The sequence below is a fragment of the Steroidobacter denitrificans genome (genome assembly GCF_001579945.1).
Taxonomy (GTDB): Bacteria; Pseudomonadota; Gammaproteobacteria; order Steroidobacterales; family Steroidobacteraceae; genus Steroidobacter; species Steroidobacter denitrificans.
In genome coordinates, this window is the sequence record NZ_CP011971.1 from 1946876 (window position 1) to 1963482 (window position 16607).

At 62.4% G+C, this 16607-nt stretch carries 16 protein-coding genes; 9 read left to right on the forward strand and 7 right to left on the reverse strand.

The features are described 5' to 3' along the window. Positions 1–21 precede the first annotated feature (21 nt). Positions 22–339, reverse strand: coding sequence for an ATP-dependent Clp protease adapter ClpS (clpS, locus tag ACG33_RS08935; protein WP_066920500.1), 318 nt, complete (start codon positions 337–339; stop codon positions 22–24). 252 nt (positions 340–591) lie between these two features. Here clpS and gspC point away from each other — a divergent pair, with 252 nt between their 5' ends. From gspC to ACG33_RS08960, 5 genes are all read left to right on the forward strand, one after another. Next, complete coding sequence (gene gspC, locus ACG33_RS08940) at positions 592–1551, forward strand: type II secretion system protein GspC (RefSeq protein ID WP_066920501.1); 960 nt, start codon at positions 592–594, stop codon at positions 1549–1551. A gap of 85 nt (positions 1552–1636) precedes the next feature. After that, positions 1637–3739 (forward strand): type II secretion system secretin GspD, encoded by a 2103-nt coding sequence (gene gspD / locus ACG33_RS08945; protein WP_066920503.1) that lies wholly within the window; start codon positions 1637–1639, stop codon positions 3737–3739. Between the two features lie 35 nt (positions 3740–3774). After that, entirely contained in the window at positions 3775–5286 is a 1512-nt protein-coding gene (gspE, locus tag ACG33_RS08950; protein WP_407696495.1) for a type II secretion system ATPase GspE, read from the forward strand. A gap of 2 nt (positions 5287–5288) precedes the next feature. Beyond that, a complete protein-coding gene (gene gspF, locus ACG33_RS08955) occupies positions 5289–6512 on the forward strand; it encodes a type II secretion system inner membrane protein GspF (RefSeq protein ID WP_066920507.1) in 1224 nt (407 codons plus the stop codon). Between the two features lie 85 nt (positions 6513–6597). Next, positions 6598–6864 carry a hypothetical protein gene (locus ACG33_RS08960; RefSeq protein WP_066920509.1) on the forward strand — a complete coding sequence of 89 codons (267 nt, stop codon included), beginning with the start codon at positions 6598–6600 and terminating at the stop codon, positions 6862–6864. A 137-nt stretch (positions 6865–7001) separates the two neighbouring features. On the opposite strand, the gene ACG33_RS08965 is transcribed toward ACG33_RS08960, so the two are convergent. Beyond that, positions 7002–8117 carry an adenylate/guanylate cyclase domain-containing protein gene (locus ACG33_RS08965; RefSeq protein WP_157071729.1) on the reverse strand — a complete coding sequence of 372 codons (1116 nt, stop codon included), beginning with the start codon at positions 8115–8117 and terminating at the stop codon, positions 7002–7004. 241 nt (positions 8118–8358) lie between these two features. Then, positions 8359–8814 (reverse strand): Hsp20/alpha crystallin family protein, encoded by a 456-nt coding sequence (locus tag ACG33_RS08970; RefSeq protein ID WP_066920513.1) that lies wholly within the window; start codon positions 8812–8814, stop codon positions 8359–8361. A 319-nt stretch (positions 8815–9133) separates the two neighbouring features. Here ACG33_RS08970 and ACG33_RS08975 point away from each other — a divergent pair, with 319 nt between their 5' ends. Continuing rightward, complete coding sequence (locus ACG33_RS08975; RefSeq protein ID WP_066920516.1) at positions 9134–10345, forward strand: hypothetical protein; 1212 nt, start codon at positions 9134–9136, stop codon at positions 10343–10345. On the opposite strand, the gene ACG33_RS08980 is transcribed toward ACG33_RS08975, so the two are convergent. Beyond that, positions 10320–11324, reverse strand: a complete 1005-nt coding sequence (locus ACG33_RS08980) for a Gfo/Idh/MocA family protein (protein ID WP_066920518.1) — start codon at positions 11322–11324, stop codon at positions 10320–10322. The genes ACG33_RS08975 and ACG33_RS08980 overlap by 26 nt on opposite strands. Before the next feature lie 90 nt (positions 11325–11414). Here ACG33_RS08980 and ACG33_RS08985 point away from each other — a divergent pair, with 90 nt between their 5' ends. After that, on the forward strand, positions 11415–11831 hold the full coding sequence (locus tag ACG33_RS08985) for a hypothetical protein (RefSeq protein WP_157071730.1): 417 nt from the start codon (positions 11415–11417) through the stop codon (positions 11829–11831). A gap of 134 nt (positions 11832–11965) precedes the next feature. Then, positions 11966–12193, forward strand: coding sequence for a hypothetical protein (locus ACG33_RS08990; RefSeq protein ID WP_066920521.1), 228 nt, complete (start codon positions 11966–11968; stop codon positions 12191–12193). 64 nt (positions 12194–12257) lie between these two features. On the opposite strand, the gene ACG33_RS08995 is transcribed toward ACG33_RS08990, so the two are convergent. Continuing rightward, positions 12258–12545, reverse strand: a complete 288-nt coding sequence (locus ACG33_RS08995; protein WP_066920523.1) for a hypothetical protein — start codon at positions 12543–12545, stop codon at positions 12258–12260. 213 nt (positions 12546–12758) lie between these two features. On the opposite strand from ACG33_RS08995, the gene ACG33_RS09000 reads away from it, so the two are divergent. Then, entirely contained in the window at positions 12759–14963 is a 2205-nt protein-coding gene (locus ACG33_RS09000; RefSeq protein ID WP_066920525.1) for a carboxy terminal-processing peptidase, read from the forward strand. A gap of 53 nt (positions 14964–15016) precedes the next feature. Here the strand turns inward: ACG33_RS09000 and ACG33_RS09005 are convergent, their stop codons facing one another. Together ACG33_RS09005 and ACG33_RS09010 are read right to left on the reverse strand one after the other, a co-directional pair. Next, positions 15017–16051 carry a hypothetical protein gene (locus ACG33_RS09005; protein WP_066920527.1) on the reverse strand — a complete coding sequence of 345 codons (1035 nt, stop codon included), beginning with the start codon at positions 16049–16051 and terminating at the stop codon, positions 15017–15019. Between the two features lie 41 nt (positions 16052–16092). Next, on the reverse strand, positions 16093–16572 hold the full coding sequence (locus ACG33_RS09010) for a DUF1249 domain-containing protein (protein ID WP_066920530.1): 480 nt from the start codon (positions 16570–16572) through the stop codon (positions 16093–16095). Between the last annotated feature and the right edge of the window lie 35 nt (positions 16573–16607).

A 16607-nucleotide genomic window follows, 5' to 3' on the forward strand; every position in this document is an offset into this window, starting at 1 on the left:
AGGATCCCAGGTCTAACGCTCTCAGGCCTCTTCCATCGTGCACAATAGTGGATGTTGATGCTGACGGGCATACGCGGTCACCTGCGCCACCTTGGTCTCGGCGATTTCGTAGGTAAACACCCCGCAGACGCCCTTGCCCCGAGTATGGACCTCCAGCATGACGCGTGTCGCGGTCGTGCGACCCATGCCGAAGATATGCTCGAGGATGTCCACGACAAACTCCATGGGTGTGAAGTCGTCGTTCAGAAGAATGACCTGATAGAGCGGCGGCTGCTTGAGCCTGGGCTCAGCTTCTTCTGCCACCAGCTCCCGGTCATGCCGTGTACGCTCTTCAGCCATCGACGCGATGCTCAACTCTTTGGACTCTTTATAGGGTGGAAGGCGCGACAATACAAGGCACCCTCCCGGGCGCTGCCGGGCAACAGAAGTTTCATCAATGAGAACAGTCTCTTGTGACAAACTCGAAACACTCCTTATGATGGGGATCCCAGGACGAGGAACCCAGCTCATCTTTTCCATGAATACAGCAGCCGGTCCCGCCGCCACCGCTCCTCCTGTCGCCGGCCTGCCGCCCATGGGACCGCGAGCGTCATGACTTCGCTGGCCGTCAGCCTGCGCGAGCTACAGTCGTTTCCGGCACGCCAATGGCTGGGTCGCGCCGCCATGCATCTGCCCCGGATCCTTGCTGCCGTGCTGATGGTTGCGATTGCCTGGCAGTTGGTGAATCTTCTCTGGCTGCTGCTGGAGCCCAGTCCGGCGCAGGACCCGGGCCCCATACATCCCGCGCCCGGACAGGCTTTTCAGATCCATAAAGGTATCGATGTGCAGTCGATCGCCGATGCCCACCTGTTCGGCGTGCCCCAAACTCCCTCAGGCGCTGCCGAGCCGGCGCCGCAAACCAGGATGAACCTGGCGCTCTCGGCCGTGTTCGCCGGTAACGATCCGCGCAAGGGTTTTGCCATCATCGGGGAGTCCGCCCAATCCGGGAAAGTCTATGCAACGGGCGCTGCGATACGTCCCCGTACCCGCCTGCACGAGGTGTACGCCGATCGGGTGATCCTGGACAACGCCGGCAAGCTCGAAGCCCTGCTGCTGCCCAAGCTCGGCAGCTCGAGTGTCGCCATCAGCCGGATACCGCCCCCGGCGAATGCGCCACGGCAGTTCGCCGAAAGCCTGCGCGAAATCGCCCAGAACAATCCCGGCGCGCTTGCGGAAATCGTGCGCGCGCAACCGGTATTCGCCGGCGGCGTGCAGCGCGGATTTCGTGTATATCCGGGACGCAATCGCCAGCAGTTTGCACAGTCCGGCCTGCGGCCCGGGGATCTGGTCATCGCCATCAACGGCACCCCGCTGGACGATCCGCAGCGCGGCCGGGAGATTTTCGACACGCTGGCCAGTTCCGGCCAAGCCAGCCTGACCGTGGAGCGCAACGGCCAAAGTCATGAGCTGACGCTCAACACAGCGCAGATCACGCTGCCCAGCGCGGATCTCGCCGGCTCGAATTCTGGCGCTCCCTCGGCAAACGAGACCGCCGATGCAGCACCGCCATGACGACGATGCGGATAAATCCGCTCGGTACCGCGGCCCCGGCGATGAATCCAAGGTGGAGCGGAACAATGATTCATAAGGACCGTCCATGACGATCTCCAAGAACGACACCGCCGACTCCGTCGGAGCGTACCGGACCGTCCGGCGCCGCATGCTGTCCCGGGCCGGCGCGCTCATCCTGGCCATGTGCATCCCGTTCGTCTCGGCCCAGCAGCCGTCGGGTTCGCAGATGACGATCACACCGGCATTTCGCGACACGAATCTGACCGAGATCATCGATGCGGTCAGCCAGATCACCGGCAAGACTTTCATCATCGATCCGCGGGTGCGCGCCCAGGTCACGATCCTTTCATCCACCCCGATGTCGCCGGAGGCGTTCTACGAAGCATTCCTGTCCATTCTGCAGGTGCATGGCTTCGTCGCGGTGGCCAGCGGCAACGGCGTGGTCAAGATCATTCCCGACGCAAACGCTCGCCAGATGCCGGCAAACGATCTGCCCGGTCGCGTCAGCGCCAGCTCGGATGAACTGGTCACCCAGGTCATCACGGTCCGCAATATCAACGCCGCGGCCCTGGTCCCGGTCCTGCGTCCCCTGGTGCCGCAGTATGGCCACCTGGTGGCCTATCCGGCATCGAACATGCTGATCATTTCCGATCGCGCCAACAACGTGAATCGCATGATGCGCATCATCCAGCGCCTGGATCAGGGTGGGGACGAGGAGATCGACATCATTCGTCTGGAACATGCCACCGCCGGGGAAATCGTACGAGTCGTCAACAATCTGTTCAGCGGACCGGCGGCTCAGGGCGAGGCGCCGCGCAGCGCCGCCAAACTAGTCGCCGATGATCGTACCAACAGCGTGCTGCTCTCCGGCGAGAAAGCCCAGCGCCTGCGCCTGAAGGCGCTGGTGACGCATTTGGATACCCCGCTGGAAACCGGCGGCGATACCCAGGTACGCTATCTCAACTACTCCGATGCCGAACAGATCGCCGGCAAGCTCAAGGAGCAGATCATCGGCGCCGCTCCCGGCGCCGCCGGCGCGCCGGCGGCCGGAGCGACCGATCGCAACGCCATCATCTGGGCGGACAAGCAGACCAACGCGCTGATCGTCACCGCGCCGCCCAAGGTCATGCGGCAGGTCATGACGATCGTGGACAAGCTCGACATTCGCCGCGCGCAGGTTCTGGTCGAAGCCATCCTGGTCGAAGTATCCACAAGCAAGGCGGCGGAACTCGGCGTTAATTGGGCCGTGGTCAATACCGATTCGGATGGCACGGTGCCGATCGGTACGTTCAACCAGCCGGTCGGCAACGCCAGCATCGGCAGCATCGCCGCAGCGATCCGCGATTCCGACTCGCTGGCGAACTCGGGGCTACCCTTGGGCCTGACGCTGGGTGCCGGCCGATTCCTGGATTCCGGAACCAATTTTGCGGTAATCCTGCGCGCACTGCGCGGCGATACGGCCTCCAACATTCTGCAAACCCCGTCGATCATCACCCTGGACAACGAAGAGGCCGAAATCAAAGTGGCACAGGAAGTGCCGTTCCTGACAGGTTCGTTCACGAACACCGGCGCCAATCAAGGCTCGGTCAACCCGTTCCAGACCATTCAGCGCGAGGAAGTCGGTACGATCCTGAAGATCACCCCGCAGATCAACGAAGGCGATTCGGTGCGGCTCAAGATCGAACAGGAGGATTCCAGTGTCGCCCAGGGCGTACAAGGCGCCGTCGATCTGATCACCAACAAGCGCACCATCAGCACTTCCGTAATGGTCGAGGATGGCGGCATCATTGTGCTGGGCGGACTGATCAGCGACACGGTGCGCGAAGGCGAAAGCCGCGTGCCCGTTCTCGGCTCGATTCCGCTGCTTGGAGAGCTGTTCAAGACGCGCAACAGCGCCAAGGAAAAACGCAACTTGATGGTCTTCATACGGCCGACCATCCTGCGCGACGGCATCTCCGCGGCCATCGAGACCAATGCCAAATACAATGTAATACGCGATCGGCAGATGCAACGCCGCAACGGCCGCGTACCCCTGATGCCCGGTGAACATCAGCCGTTACTGCCGCCGATCGAGGATCTGTCGAAGTACGCCGATCCCACCGCCGGCACCGGATCGCCCGTGCCAGGCACGAATCCACAGGAGCAGGATGCACCGGCCGCGAACAGCTCTTCGCCAAGTTCCCCATGAGCGCGCCCGCCGACTCGGTGCCCCCTAAGCCGCCCATGCCGGCAGGTTCCGATCCACAGGATCTTCTCCCGGCGCGCGCCGCTGCCGGCCTCATGCTCTCTTTTGCGTTCTGCAAGCGCCATGGGGTGCTGGTGCAGCAGGCGGGAGCGCAGGCGGCGGAAGCCGTCTATCGCGCCGGCGCGCATCCCGCCAGCATCGCCGAGGTGCGCCGTGTCCTGGGTCTGCCGCTGCGGCTGCGGCGCGTCGACTCGGACAGCTTCGATCGACTGCTCATACAACACTACGAGGACAGCACCAACGTCGCCAAGCGGATGGCCGATGACATGGACGAGGATACCGATCTGGCTCATCTTGCACAGGATCTGCCGGAGCCTTCGGATCTGCTCGAAAGCGACGATCAGGCACCGATCATCAAATTGATCAATGCGATCCTGACTCAGGCGGTCAAGGATAACGCCTCCGACATTCATATCGAGCCGTTCGAGAACCGCCTGGTCGTGCGATTCCGGGTCGACGGCGTATTGCGTGAAATGCTGCAGTCGCGCCGCGCCGTCGCACCGCTGGTGGTGTCGCGCATCAAGGTCATGTCCAAACTCGATATCGCCGAGAAGCGCCTGCCGCAGGATGGACGCATCTCGCTGCGTGTCGCCGGCCGCGCGGTCGACGTGCGCGTCTCCACGATCCCGGCCGGCCACGGTGAGCGCGTCGTGCTGCGCCTGCTGGATAAGCAGGCCGGGCGGCTGGATCTGAACTCGCTGGGCATGGACCCTCGCACCCAGAATCTCATGGACGAACTGATCCACAAGCCGCACGGCATCATCCTGGTCACCGGTCCGACCGGTTCCGGCAAGACCACGACCTTGTACGCGGCGCTGGAACGCATCAACGACAACACACGCAATATCATGACGGTCGAGGATCCGATCGAGTATTACATCGACGGCATCGGCCAGACGCAGGTGAACACCAAGGTGGAAATGACCTTCGCCCGCGGCCTGCGCGCGATCCTGCGCCAGGATCCGGACGTGGTGATGGTGGGTGAAATCCGCGATCTGGAGACGGCGCATATTGCGGTGCAGGCATCACTCACCGGACACCTGGTGCTGTCCACCTTGCATACCAATACGGCTGTGGGCGCCGTGACGCGGCTGCGGGACATGGGCGTGGAGCCCTTCCTGCTGTCCTCCAGCCTGATCGGCGTGCTCGCGCAACGCCTGGTGCGGGTGCTCAACCCGGCGACCAAGGCAGCCTACACCGCAGGCGAGTATGAGCGACGCCTGCTGAACATTCCGGCCGATGCGCCCCCGCCGACCCTGTATCGTCCCGGCAACGACGGCAGTCTGGGATTCAAGGGGCGTACCGGCATCCATGAACTGGTACTCGTGGACGATGCGATGCGCACCATGATCCACGACGGCGCCGGTGAGCAGGAACTGGAACGCCATGCCCGCACGCTGACTCCGAGCATCCGCGATGACGGCCGCCACAAAATCCTCGACGGCATCACGACGATCGACGAAATCCTGCGAGTCACCCGGGAAGACTGAGGATGAGCGCGTTCGAGTACATCGCCGTGGATTCCGGCGGGCGCGAATGCAGAGGCGTAATGGAAGGCGATACGGCTCGCCAGGTACGCCAGCAGCTGCGCGATCGGAATCTCCTACCGGTGTCGGTCAACGAAATTTCGGAGCATCAGGCCCGGCAGCGCAACCGCTTCACGTTCGCGCCACGCCGCCGCAGCGCCTCGGCCGCGGACCTGGCGCTGCTCACCCGCCAGATCGCCACTCTGGTGCGTTCGGGACTGCCCCTGGAAGAGGCGCTGCAGGCCGTGTCCGAGCAAACGGAAAAACCGCATGTGCGCAGCATCGTCATGGGCGTACGCGCCAAGGTGATGGAAGGCCATACCCTGGCCGACGGCCTGGCGGATTTTCCGGCCGCCTTTCCGGAGCTGTACCGGGCGACCGTGGCGGCCGGCGAGCAGTCCGGACACCTGGACACCGTCCTGGAGCGCCTGGCCGACTATACCGAAACCCGTGAGCAGCTGCGCAGCCGTACCTTGTCCGCAATGCTGTACCCGGTACTGCTGTTCTTCGTCTGCATCTCGATCGTGGCCCTGCTGCTGACCTTCGTCGTACCCAAGATCGTCAAGCAGTTCGAAACCTCCAAGGCGGAGCTGCCGATACTCACCCGCGGCCTGATCTCGATTTCCGACTTCCTGCGTGACTGGGGCCTGCTGCTGCTGGTGATCCTGGGACTGGCGGGCTACCTGTTCGTGCGCTGGTTGCGCGACCCGGCGGCGAAACGCCGCTTCCATGCGTTCATGCTGCGGCTGCCGCTGATCGGCAAGCTGGTTCGGGGCAACAACACGGCGCGCTTCGCACGGACATTCTCCACTCTGACCTCCAGCGCGGTGCCGGTGCTGGAGGCCATGCGCATTTCCGGGGAAGTGGTGACGAACCTGCCGATGCGCGATGCCGTGCAGGAGGCCGCCGCACGGGTCAGGGAAGGCGCATCGATCGGCCGTTCGCTGGGCGCCACGAAAATCTTCCCGCCCATGATGATTCATCTCATCGCCAGCGGCGAGACCAGCGGCGATCTGGAGATCATGCTGGACCGTGCCGCGACCAATCAGGAGCGCGAAATGGACGCCATTTTAGGCGCCGTCGTCGGCCTTCTGGGACCGCTGATGATTCTGCTGATGGGCGGTCTGGTATTGCTCATCGTACTCGCCATGCTACTGCCGATATTCCAGCTCAATCAGCTCATCGTCTAAGCACATTGCAAGACACTCTTGCGATGCGGCGCGCTTCCTTTTATATACTCGCGCGACGGTCCATCCGTATTGCCCAGGCGCAGTGATGAGCGAAAAGCCGGAAGAAGATTTCGACGACGACGATGACGAGGGCTCGGGAGATACCGACGAACTCGACGTCGACTATTTGATCGCCGATCTCGATAAGCGTAAGCGCAATGCGCCGAAAACCGGCGAGCCGGCCTGGCGACGCCTGGAGCGTATTCGCGAGGAACGCCAGACCGCCGAACAGCTGTCCGATTTCGACGACTATGAAATAGGGGACGACGAGGCCGGTATCGGTACGAAACGCTCGAAGCGCAAAGGCAAGTGACGCCGGCCGCCGGCGGATCGGGCTGGGTCGGGCTGGGCGGATCGCCGGACTGTACGAGGAGTCTCCCCGCCGCGCGTAAATGTCGGGGCCGGGGCGGCTTGCGCAACATGTATCGCGCAGTCATGCAGGCGCAGCGCTCAATGAGGACGAAAATCGATCCTCTGGCCGCTGGGTACGCAGAAAATATCGATGGGGCTGGAACGTCCGCGCAGAATCAGCGCGGGCAGCGACAAAGCTGCGATATCCAGGCCCTGTTCCTCCAATGAGTGCTTCACGGCATCGGAAAACAGCATTTCCCCTGCCCTCGCCCGCTGACCGAGCCGCGAGGCGACATTCACCGTATCACCGATGATGGTGTAGTTCATATAGGATGGTGAGCCGACATTGCCGGCGATGACTTCGCCGACATTGATGCCGATCCCCAGCCCGGTCTCGACTTGATGACGCTCACGCCAGCGCCGAGCGAGCGTGGAAAACTCTACCAGCATCAGTCGTGCGGCCTGAACGGCGCGCCTGGCTCCATCGTCCTGCTCGACCGGCACGCCGAAGCCGACCATCAGGCTATCGCCGGCCATACTGAACACCGTGCCATCGAAACGGAAAGTGATGTCCGTCAGCAGTGCGAAGAACTCGTTGAGCAGTTCGACGACTTCAGCGGGATTCAGCCGCTCGGAGAGGGCCGTGAAGCCGCGCATATCCGCAAACATGACCGCCGCTTGCACCCGGGTGTGCGTACCGCCGAAGAAGGAATCGCGCAGCTCCGGGCTGGCAAGGATCCGATCGGCAAGCTTCGGCGAAATATAACGCCTGAATGCGTCGCGGATCGCCTCACGTCGCCGTACTTCCTCGGCAAGCTGTTCCGCCGCAAGCTGGCGCCGTGCCGCACTGATGCGCAGCATGGAGCGCACCCGGATCAAAAACTCCTCGCGCCGCACCTGGTGAGTCAAAAAATCGTCGACACCCGCCTCGAATGCGGCCAGACGCTGCTTGCCCGATCGTGCCAGACCCAGCAAAGGCAGCGACACCGTGGCCGGATTCGTCTTGAGCACGCCGCAAAGCTGAGTCATCACCTGCAGGTTGCTATCCGCGTCCATCACGATGATGTCCGGAGCACGGCACGCCACGCCGGCGAGCGCCTCCAACGGCGGCACGACGGCCTCGATCGCGATGTCGGTACCATCGATGAATCGTTCGAGCCAGGCGCGGCAGGCGCCGCCGCTGCTGACGAGCAAGGCTCTGAAGACAGCCGACATGTGTCCCCTTATCGGCCGGCGCGTCAGCCGGCGCCGGCATCGTTGCTGATTCTTGATATAGTCGATTCGACGACTGGGCCGATGAATCGCGCCGGCGGCAACGCCGCCGGCGACTGATTTGTGGATCCTACCAGTTTGTACGACATTCGCCACATGCACGCCGGATGTGCACGATGCGGCACAGACAGACGGCCGGCGGCAGACACCCTGGACGACTGGGCCAACGAGGCTGGAGACGATCTCAGCTGGCAGCGATCTCGATACGCCTCGGCTGCGCCTTCGCTTGCTTGGGAATCGTCACTTCCACGATGCCATTACGGCTGGTGGCGCTGACGGCGGTCGCATCGACGGTATCGGGCAGCGTGAAACGCCTATGGAAGCGTCCCTGCGGCCGTTCGGTACGGCTGCGCTCCACCTCCTTTGCGAGGATCTCCTTGCTGCGCTCACCGCTCACGGACAGGATACCTTGATCGAGCGTGATATCGATTGCCGCGGCATCCACGCCCGGCACATCGAGCTTCAGCACGTAGCGATCGGTATATTCATATACATCCGCGAGCGGCATCCAGTCCGCGGTGACCGCGGAACTCGGGTCGGCGCCGGTGAACTCGCGCTGCAACTCCTGGTCGAACAATCGGGTGAGCTGGCCATGCAATTGATTGATCATGCCCCAGGGTTCATAACGTACAAGACTCATGTCATTCACCTCCATGCAGGGATCGGTTTTTGCGCTGCACGGCGAGAATCAGCTCGATCATCGCCTGCTGCCATGAATCACTACGTAGGGTGAAGAGCAGCATTTTCAAGAGGCTGCCGCTGTCGCGATGCCGGCGCCGATCCGATGGGCGGCATCTCGCCGGCGCTCCGGTACACTGCACCCCGGCTCGGATCAGCCATGACACCAATGACACCTGGATCTCATGATGTCCATACGTTTTATATCCACCTCATCGCCACGGAAGCCTTGCCGTGCGAGGCTATTTCACGGGATATCTTCCTGCGCGGCGCTCTTGTGCATGGCGATTTACATGATTCTGCCGCAGGCCGCGGCCGCCGAACGGGAATATTACGCTGCCGAGTACCGGGCGCGGATCGTACCGGAATCCGGCAGGATCGAGGTCGAGCTGAATTTGCGCGGTGAACATCTTCCCAGCCGCATCGTGATGAATATCGATTCCGGACGATACCGGAATTTCAAGGCCACGGATCCGCTGAAAATCGGCGAGGCCGAGGTTACCTGGCGTCCCCGCGGCAAGAAGTCACGCCTGCGCTACGAATTCATCGTCGATCACAAACGCTCATCCAAGGGATACGATTCCCTGATGACGGACAGCTGGGCAATCTTTCGCGCCGATAAACTGGTGCCTCGCGCCAAGGTCACCGCTCGCAAAGAACTGTACTCGCGCGCCGCCATCGAATTCCTGGTGCCGGAGAACTGGTCGGTGATCACTCCGTATGCGCCCGTCAGCCCGCAGCGCTACGAGTTCGACGATCCGGCCCGTCGCTTCGATCGGCCCTTGGGTTGGATGCTGGTCGGCAAGATCGGCAGCCGCGGCGAATACATCGGCGATACGCATGTCATCGTCGCGGCACCGGTCGGCGAAAGCGCGCGACGCCAGGACATGCTGGCATTCCTGAACTGGAACCTGCCCCATCTGCTGGATATATTCAGCGGGTTTCCGCGGCGGGTGCTGATCGTCACTGCGGGCGATCCCATGTGGCGCGGAGGATTGTCGGGACCGGCCTCGATGTATGTGCATGCCCGCCTGCCGCTGATCAGCGAAAACCGTACCAGCACCCCGCTGCATGAACTGATGCATATCGCGCTGGGCATCCGCTCGGATCATGAAAGCGATTGGATCGTCGAGGGCATGGCGGAGTTCTATTCACTGGAAATCCTGCGCCGCTCGGGTGGCATCAGCGAACGGCGCCATGAGCAGGCCTTGCAGGCGCTGCAAAACGTGGCGCAGCACTCATCATCCCTGTTCACGGACAATTCCAGCGGACCGACGACCGCACGCGCAGTGCTGGTCATGCACGCACTCGATACCGAGATTCGCCAGGCCACGCACAACGAGAAGAGCCTGGACGATGTCGCGCGCCGGCTCGCCGAGGAGCGCGGTACGATCACTCTGGTACGCATGCAGGCAACAGCCGAGGCAGTGGCGGGCGGGCGGTTGCGATCGCTCGAACGTCAGCGGCTCATGCAACCCCCTGGCGGCCGGTGAGATTCACCATCTCGGTGATCTGCAACGCCGTCTGCAGGGCTCGCAGACCATCCTCGCCGCTCACCAGGGGTGCAGTCCCCTCGAGTACGCTACGCAGGAAAGCTTCGATCTCCGCTTGCAGCGCATCGCCTTGATCGAAGGATTGTTCCTCGATGGATACCTGGGCCGGCGAGTCGACCGGCGCGGCATCCTTCTTGCGGATCACGGTGAGGATTTTCTGCTGCATATCCACCGACAGATAGGCGTCGTCCTGGAAAATGCGGATCTTGCGTTCCTGCTTGAGGCTGATGCGGCTGGCCGTAGTGTTCGCAACGCACCCTCCCTGGAATCTCAAGCGCGCGTTCACGATATCGATCTCTCCCGAAAAAACGCTGGCGCCGACGGCATCGATGCTTTCGATGGGAGTACCGACCAGGTCCTGGATCAGATCGATGTCATGGATCATCAGGTCGAGCACGACACTCACATCGGTACCACGCTGCTTGAACGGGGCCAGGCGATGGGATTCGACGAAGCGCGGCGCCGTCAAGCGATCGGCGGCGGCCACGATCGCCGGATTGAAGCGCTCCAGATGCCCCACCTGCAAAACTCGGCCATGCGCACGCGCGGTATCCACCAGCGCCTGCGCTTCCTGAAGCGTCGTGGCAATGGGCTTCTCGACCAGCACATGGATGCCCGCCTCGAGCAGCGCACAACCGATTGAATGATGCATCGGCGTCGGCACGACCAGACTGACCGCGTCGACCTGACCGTACAACTCGCGATAATCCGTGAAGCCCGGCACTCCCAACTCGGCGCCCACTCGCGCGGCAGCCTGCGCATCCGTATCCACGACCGCAACCAGGGAGGACCGGCACGACCTGGCGTACTTCTGCGCATGAAAACGTCCCAGGTAGCCGACACCGACGACCGCCGTCCGCACCGGTGATCCAGACGAGCTGCGTGCGCCTGCTGCCGAATCTTCTGTTTCAGAAATCATCCTGGCTCGTCCTCTTGTCACGGGAATGCGATGATAGCGGGCCTGAATCGCCGACGCGCCAGCTTGCGCGAACACCCGACAAGAGGATTCATGAACCGTTCTGCAGCCGATCCAGTGAAACCATCCAAGGAATATTCCCACCGCTCCGGCCGGCTGCGTTTTGAAGTAACGTATGCCGCGGTACTACTGGCCTTCGGCGTGTTCGTACTGCCGGCACTGATCTATGGCGTAGGAGTCACCCTGCTCGGCCCATACGGCGCGGAGGGCGGCGAGGCGGGGTGGGGCCGATTCTACGGCGATTTCTTCGCGAATCTGGCCGGCCCCTCGATCCAGGCCTGGGCCATCGCGACCGGTCCCCTGCTGCTGATCACGATGATACGAGGGATGTTTCTGGGTATGAATCGGGGAAAGGCGGCAGACTCCGAGCCGGATGACGCCGGCCGGCCGACCGGCACCCGCCCGCGGCGCCGTACGGGGCGGATCGAGCCTCGCATCGATGCGGACTGAACCTCATGTGATGACTGTCACATTCATACCGATTAGACACCGTCCGAAGTACCCTGAAGCCGGAACGCAGTGTAGTCTGCGCTGTCATAAGTACTGAGAGCCTGTTGATTCTCTGTATATTTCAGGAAACACCTATGTGGTTCTATAAGTTGTTTCGCCGCAACAAGGATAATGAGTATGAGCCTGCCGCACATGCGCCGCCGATGGTGCATGTGAAAAATATGAACGGCCAGGCTGCTGCCGCTCCGAAAGCGACTTCCACGACACCGGCCTCGAAGCCAAAATCCGATTACGGATTCGATCCCTACAATAGCGGCGCGTTCAAGAAACATAACGCATGGGAGCGTGTCAGCCGGCGCTGAGCCGCCGGCAGCGGGCTTCGCGCGAACCTGCCCGGATTCTCGTCTTGCATCCTTGCACCGAGAGTCATTGCGGCCAGTACGACAGCGCGATGCCCGTCACCATCAACCACATCGCCACCTGCGCCGCCCAGCGCCAGGGCAGTTCTTTCAGCATTGCGTACAGGCTGGCGCCGGCGGCCAACGCCAGCAGCGAAAACAAGCCGGCAGCGCGCATCAAGACGGGTAGTTCCGCGCTCATTTGCGGCTGTTCCCGCTGCAATACCAGGAAAATGATCAGCACGCCGGTCAGGCCGAACGTGATGGCCACCGCGGAACCGAACACGATCGCATTGAGTACCTGTATGGGCCGCATCGGTTTTCAGTTCCCGCCTTGAACATGCGCCGCAAAGCGCCCATATGTCCCAAGGCGGCGCCGATTTTCATGACGGCATCCGACCTGCGTCCCGGCGGCCGGCGCAAGCGGATCGGCACGACGCATTCGACAAAGCATCCGGCAGCAATGGACAATGGTTCGGGCCGGGCCGGATCTCCCCGTCGGGGCTCGCCAGATTGAGGAAGTGAAGCAGTGTATCAGCCGCAATCGCACCAACCCTCCCATGCCGCCACGGGCGGCACCATGCCCGAGCGGCAGCGGCGCTGGACCCTGGCGTTGAGTCTACCGGCATTGTTGCTCGCCTGCGCGCTGCTCGCCGGCACCGCGCAGGCGCCCGTCGCCCAAGCAGTCGCCACCATCTCCGCCGGCACCGCGCAGGATCTGGCCCCCACCGAGCGCCAGCGCCGGGTCAGCAAACTGGTCAGTAGTGTCATCGAACGCGCCCATTACCGCCAGTCGCCGATCAATGATCCGGTATCCTCCCTGGTGCTGGATCGCTACATCGAGCAACTCGATGGCTCGCGCAGCTATTTCCTGGCGAGCGACATCGCGGAGTTCGAGCGCTTCCGCTACCAACTCGACGATGCTGTCATGGCGGGCCGCCTCGAGCCGGTATTCACCATCTTCAATCGCTTCCAGCAAAGAAATCGCGAGCGCATCGCCTACGCGATGCGGTTGTTGAAGCAGGAACCGGATTTTTCAGTGGATGAATCCTTCGAGTTCGACCGTAGCAAGGCGCCCTGGGCCAAGACGCCGGAGGAAATCGACGAAATCTGGCGCCAGCGTGTCAAGAATGATGCACTGTCCCTGCTGCTGACAGACAAGACCTGGACGGAAGCCGGCGACATCCTGCAAAAGCGCTACGAGCGCGTGCTCAAGCGTACCGAGCAGGTAACCAGCGACGATATCTTCGAAATCTTCATGAATGCGTTCGCGCACGTGTTCGATCCGCATTCCAGCTACTTCTCGCCGCGCAATTCCGAGGAATATCGCATCCAGATGAGCCTGTCCTACGAAGGCATCGGAGCCTCGCTGCAGCTCATCGACGATTACGTCACCGTCCTGAACGTACTGCCCGGCGGCCCGGCCGCCATCAACGGCACGCTTGGCGCCAATGATCGCATCATCGCGGTCGGCGAAGGCCGCAGCGGTAAATTCGTCGATGTCGTGGGCTGGCGCTTGGACGATGTGGTTCAGCTGATTCGCGGCAAGATCGGCACCAGCGTGCGGCTGCAGATCCTGCCCGCCGGCGCGGCGCCCGGATCCCGGGAAAAAACCCTCGAACTGATCCGCAACAAGGTCACCCTGGAAGCACAAGCGGCCAAGAAGGAAGTCCGCAAGGTGACGCGCGACGACCGCGAATTCAGCGTGGGCATCATTAACGTACCGAGTTTCTATCAGGATTTCGAGGCGAAATCCTCGGGTGTGGAGGACTATCGCAGCACCACCCGCGATGTACGCCGGCTGATCGATGAGCTCAAGCAGCAGGATCATATCGACGCCCTGGTCATGGATCTGCGCGGTAACGGCGGCGGTCATCTTACCGAGGCGACAGCACTGTCGGGCCTGTTCGTACCCGGCGGTCCCATCGTCCAATTACGCGAAACCGGCGGGCGGGTGGAAGTGCTCGACGATCCGGAACCGACGATCGCCTGGGACGGTCCGCTGATCGTACTGGTGGATCGTTTCAGCGCCTCGGCCTCCGAGATCTTCGCCGCGGCGGTCCAGGACTATGGCCGCGGCATCGTCGTCGGACAGCAGACCTACGGCAAGGGTTCGGTACAGAATCTATATCCGTTGGACCGCTATGCCCTGAGCCCCGATCCGGGCCCAGGTTTCGGCCAGTTGACCGTGACCATCGGCAAGTATTATCGCGTCACGGGCGAGAGCACCCAGCACCGGGGCGTGCAACCGGACATTACGATGCCGAGCGCGATCAGCACGGATGACGTGGGCGAGAGCACCCGCGACAGCGCTTTGCCGTGGGATCGTATCCGCCCGGTCGATTTCAGTCACGAAACACGGTTGAGCCAGGCCATCGCACAGCTTGAGAACGCGCACGCCCAGCGCATCGCGAGCGATCCTGATTTCCGCATGCTGCTCGGGGAACTGGATTCCTTCGGCAGGATTCGCTCGCAAAAAACGGTTTCCCTGAATCTGAAAACTCGCACCATCGAGCGCGAGCAGCTGGAAAAGGACCGTCTCACCCGCGAGAACAGGCGGCGCGTCGCTCTGGGTCTGGCACCTTTGGCCAGCCTGGCGGATGCGGACAAGAACGCCGAGCCGCCGGATGCCGTGCTGGCCGAGACCACCCAGATCGCTGCCGATCTCAGCAGCCTCAATACCTTGTATCTGTCGCGGTTGAAATCGGAAGTGCGGTCGCCGGCCAGACCCTGAACGATGCCGGCGAGCCGCTGTCGCGGGAGTTCACCATTCCCGCGACAGCACGTTCATTGCAACAACGATCGATACAGATCCCAGTAGTCGTCCACCAGTACGTTCACACCGGCGCGATTCGCAGTCTCCAGCCCGGAAACCGGCGAGGACGGCGGTGGCAGGGTTCCTATCGAATCGGTGAGCGGCACGGTATCGGCGTCGCTTCGGTAGCTGGCGGCGGCACGCAGCGCATCGGTGCGCTCCTTCAGGCCCGCCAGTTCCTCGCTGTCCTCCTGCAACTGCGCGAAGGCATCACGCAACAACGCCATGATCCGCGTGCACTCCTCCGGTCCGCCGTACCTGACGTCGAGCAGGCGCTTGGTCGCGGTCTCCTTCGCCAGCATCGCCAGCCCGTGTCCGGACAGTGAGACTGTAAGCTGTTGCGCATAGGCGATCACTGCGGTGTTCACGATACGCCGCCCATCGACCGAAACACCTTCGAAATCCGGCGGCGGCATCGCTTCCAGAGCGGCGCGATCGTCGCTTAGATCGGTCACCTCCGTGACCGCCGCATCCCATGGCGCCCGCTCCTTTTCCATCTCTTCCGACAGTTCACGACGGCGGGCATAGTTCCAGAAGCCACGCATCCTGGCGAGCTTGGCCTCCATCAGCTTCAGCTGCGCTTCCAGCATGCTCGCCCGCGCGCGCGCCTCCTGGATACGCCGATCGAAATCGGCAAGCTGTTGGCGGCGCGCCTGATCGAATTCGATCAGTGCCCGATGGCGTTCCCGATCCGCCTGTTGCTGGTGCAGCTGCCGCGCAAAACGCGCAAGCCTGGCGGAAGCGTGACGCCACAATGCCCGCAGCTGAAAATAAACCAGGGCATGCAGCGCGACTTCCGGCCTGCCCAGGTATTCTTCCAGCACCCTGGTGTGTTCGAGCGCACGCGCCGTCGCGGTTTCCTGGGCGCGCAGGTGCTCCTGCAAGGCACGCCGCTCATCCTGCAGACGAACCAGCTCCTGCTTGATTTCAGCTCGGTTCCAATACAGCTGCAGCAGCTGTTCATGCGACTCCTGCGGCTGGGTCCCTGACAGAAGCCGGCGAATCATACTCAGCCGAGTAAAAATGCTCATATTCGAGCGGCGCAAGATCAGCGCAGTGGGGAGCCTGCAAATCGATGACCGCGCTCGACGCAGTACTCGAGCCACTTATTGAGCATGATGTTGCGCATCCAGCGCTCATCCATGTCCCGCGCCAGCCGCGAGCGGATCGACTCGAGCAGGCCATGACGATGCCATCGCACGCAGGATTGCGCTTCCGCGAGGCGGGCATCATGATAGATGCGAATGCGCACATCGGGATCGGCCGCCGGTCCAGCTTCGTCTTCGAAAATATACGTCAGCCGCAAGGTCGTGGTGTAACGGCTGCGATCTTCCAGTGCAAGATGCAAAGGACAATCACCCTCCACCCGCGAGACCTGCGGCTCGCAAACGCTATGCAGCTGCGGCGCCAGCCACGACAAGCGGATATGATTGCTTTCGTACAAGGTCATCAAGCTGACGAAGCTGCGCGAGCGGGCCTGCCAGCTCACAGGACAGTTCGTATCGGTTTCGAAGGCATCTACCAGCATGGCTCGAATATAGCACAGCCTTTTTTAGCCTCACC

Excerpts from the sequence above, each read along its gene's own strand:
- ACG33_RS09010 (WP_066920530.1), bottom strand. The coding sequence starts at position 16,572 with ATGCTGGTAGATGCCTTCGAAACCGATACGAACTGTCCTGTGAGCTGG.
- ACG33_RS08960 (WP_066920509.1), top strand. The coding sequence starts at position 6,598 with ATGAGCGAAAAGCCGGAAGAAGATTTCGACGACGACGATGACGAGGGC.
- ACG33_RS08980 (WP_066920518.1), bottom strand. The coding sequence starts at position 11,324 with ATGATTTCTGAAACAGAAGATTCGGCAGCAGGCGCACGCAGCTCGTCT.
- ACG33_RS09005 (WP_066920527.1), bottom strand. The coding sequence starts at position 16,051 with ATGATTCGCCGGCTTCTGTCAGGGACCCAGCCGCAGGAGTCGCATGAA.
- gspF (WP_066920507.1), top strand. The coding sequence starts at position 5,289 with ATGAGCGCGTTCGAGTACATCGCCGTGGATTCCGGCGGGCGCGAATGC.
- ACG33_RS08985 (WP_157071730.1), top strand. The coding sequence starts at position 11,415 with ATGAACCGTTCTGCAGCCGATCCAGTGAAACCATCCAAGGAATATTCC.
- ACG33_RS08995 (WP_066920523.1), bottom strand. The coding sequence starts at position 12,545 with ATGCGGCCCATACAGGTACTCAATGCGATCGTGTTCGGTTCCGCGGTG.
- gspE (WP_407696495.1), top strand. The coding sequence starts at position 3,775 with ATGCCGGCAGGTTCCGATCCACAGGATCTTCTCCCGGCGCGCGCCGCT.
- ACG33_RS08990 (WP_066920521.1), top strand. The coding sequence starts at position 11,966 with ATGTGGTTCTATAAGTTGTTTCGCCGCAACAAGGATAATGAGTATGAG.
- ACG33_RS08965 (WP_157071729.1), bottom strand. The coding sequence starts at position 8,117 with ATGTCGGCTGTCTTCAGAGCCTTGCTCGTCAGCAGCGGCGGCGCCTGC.
- clpS (WP_066920500.1), bottom strand. The coding sequence starts at position 339 with ATGGCTGAAGAGCGTACACGGCATGACCGGGAGCTGGTGGCAGAAGAA.
- ACG33_RS08970 (WP_066920513.1), bottom strand. The coding sequence starts at position 8,814 with ATGAGTCTTGTACGTTATGAACCCTGGGGCATGATCAATCAATTGCAT.
- gspC (WP_066920501.1), top strand. The coding sequence starts at position 592 with ATGACTTCGCTGGCCGTCAGCCTGCGCGAGCTACAGTCGTTTCCGGCA.
- gspD (WP_066920503.1), top strand. The coding sequence starts at position 1,637 with ATGACGATCTCCAAGAACGACACCGCCGACTCCGTCGGAGCGTACCGG.
- ACG33_RS08975 (WP_066920516.1), top strand. The coding sequence starts at position 9,134 with ATGGCGATTTACATGATTCTGCCGCAGGCCGCGGCCGCCGAACGGGAA.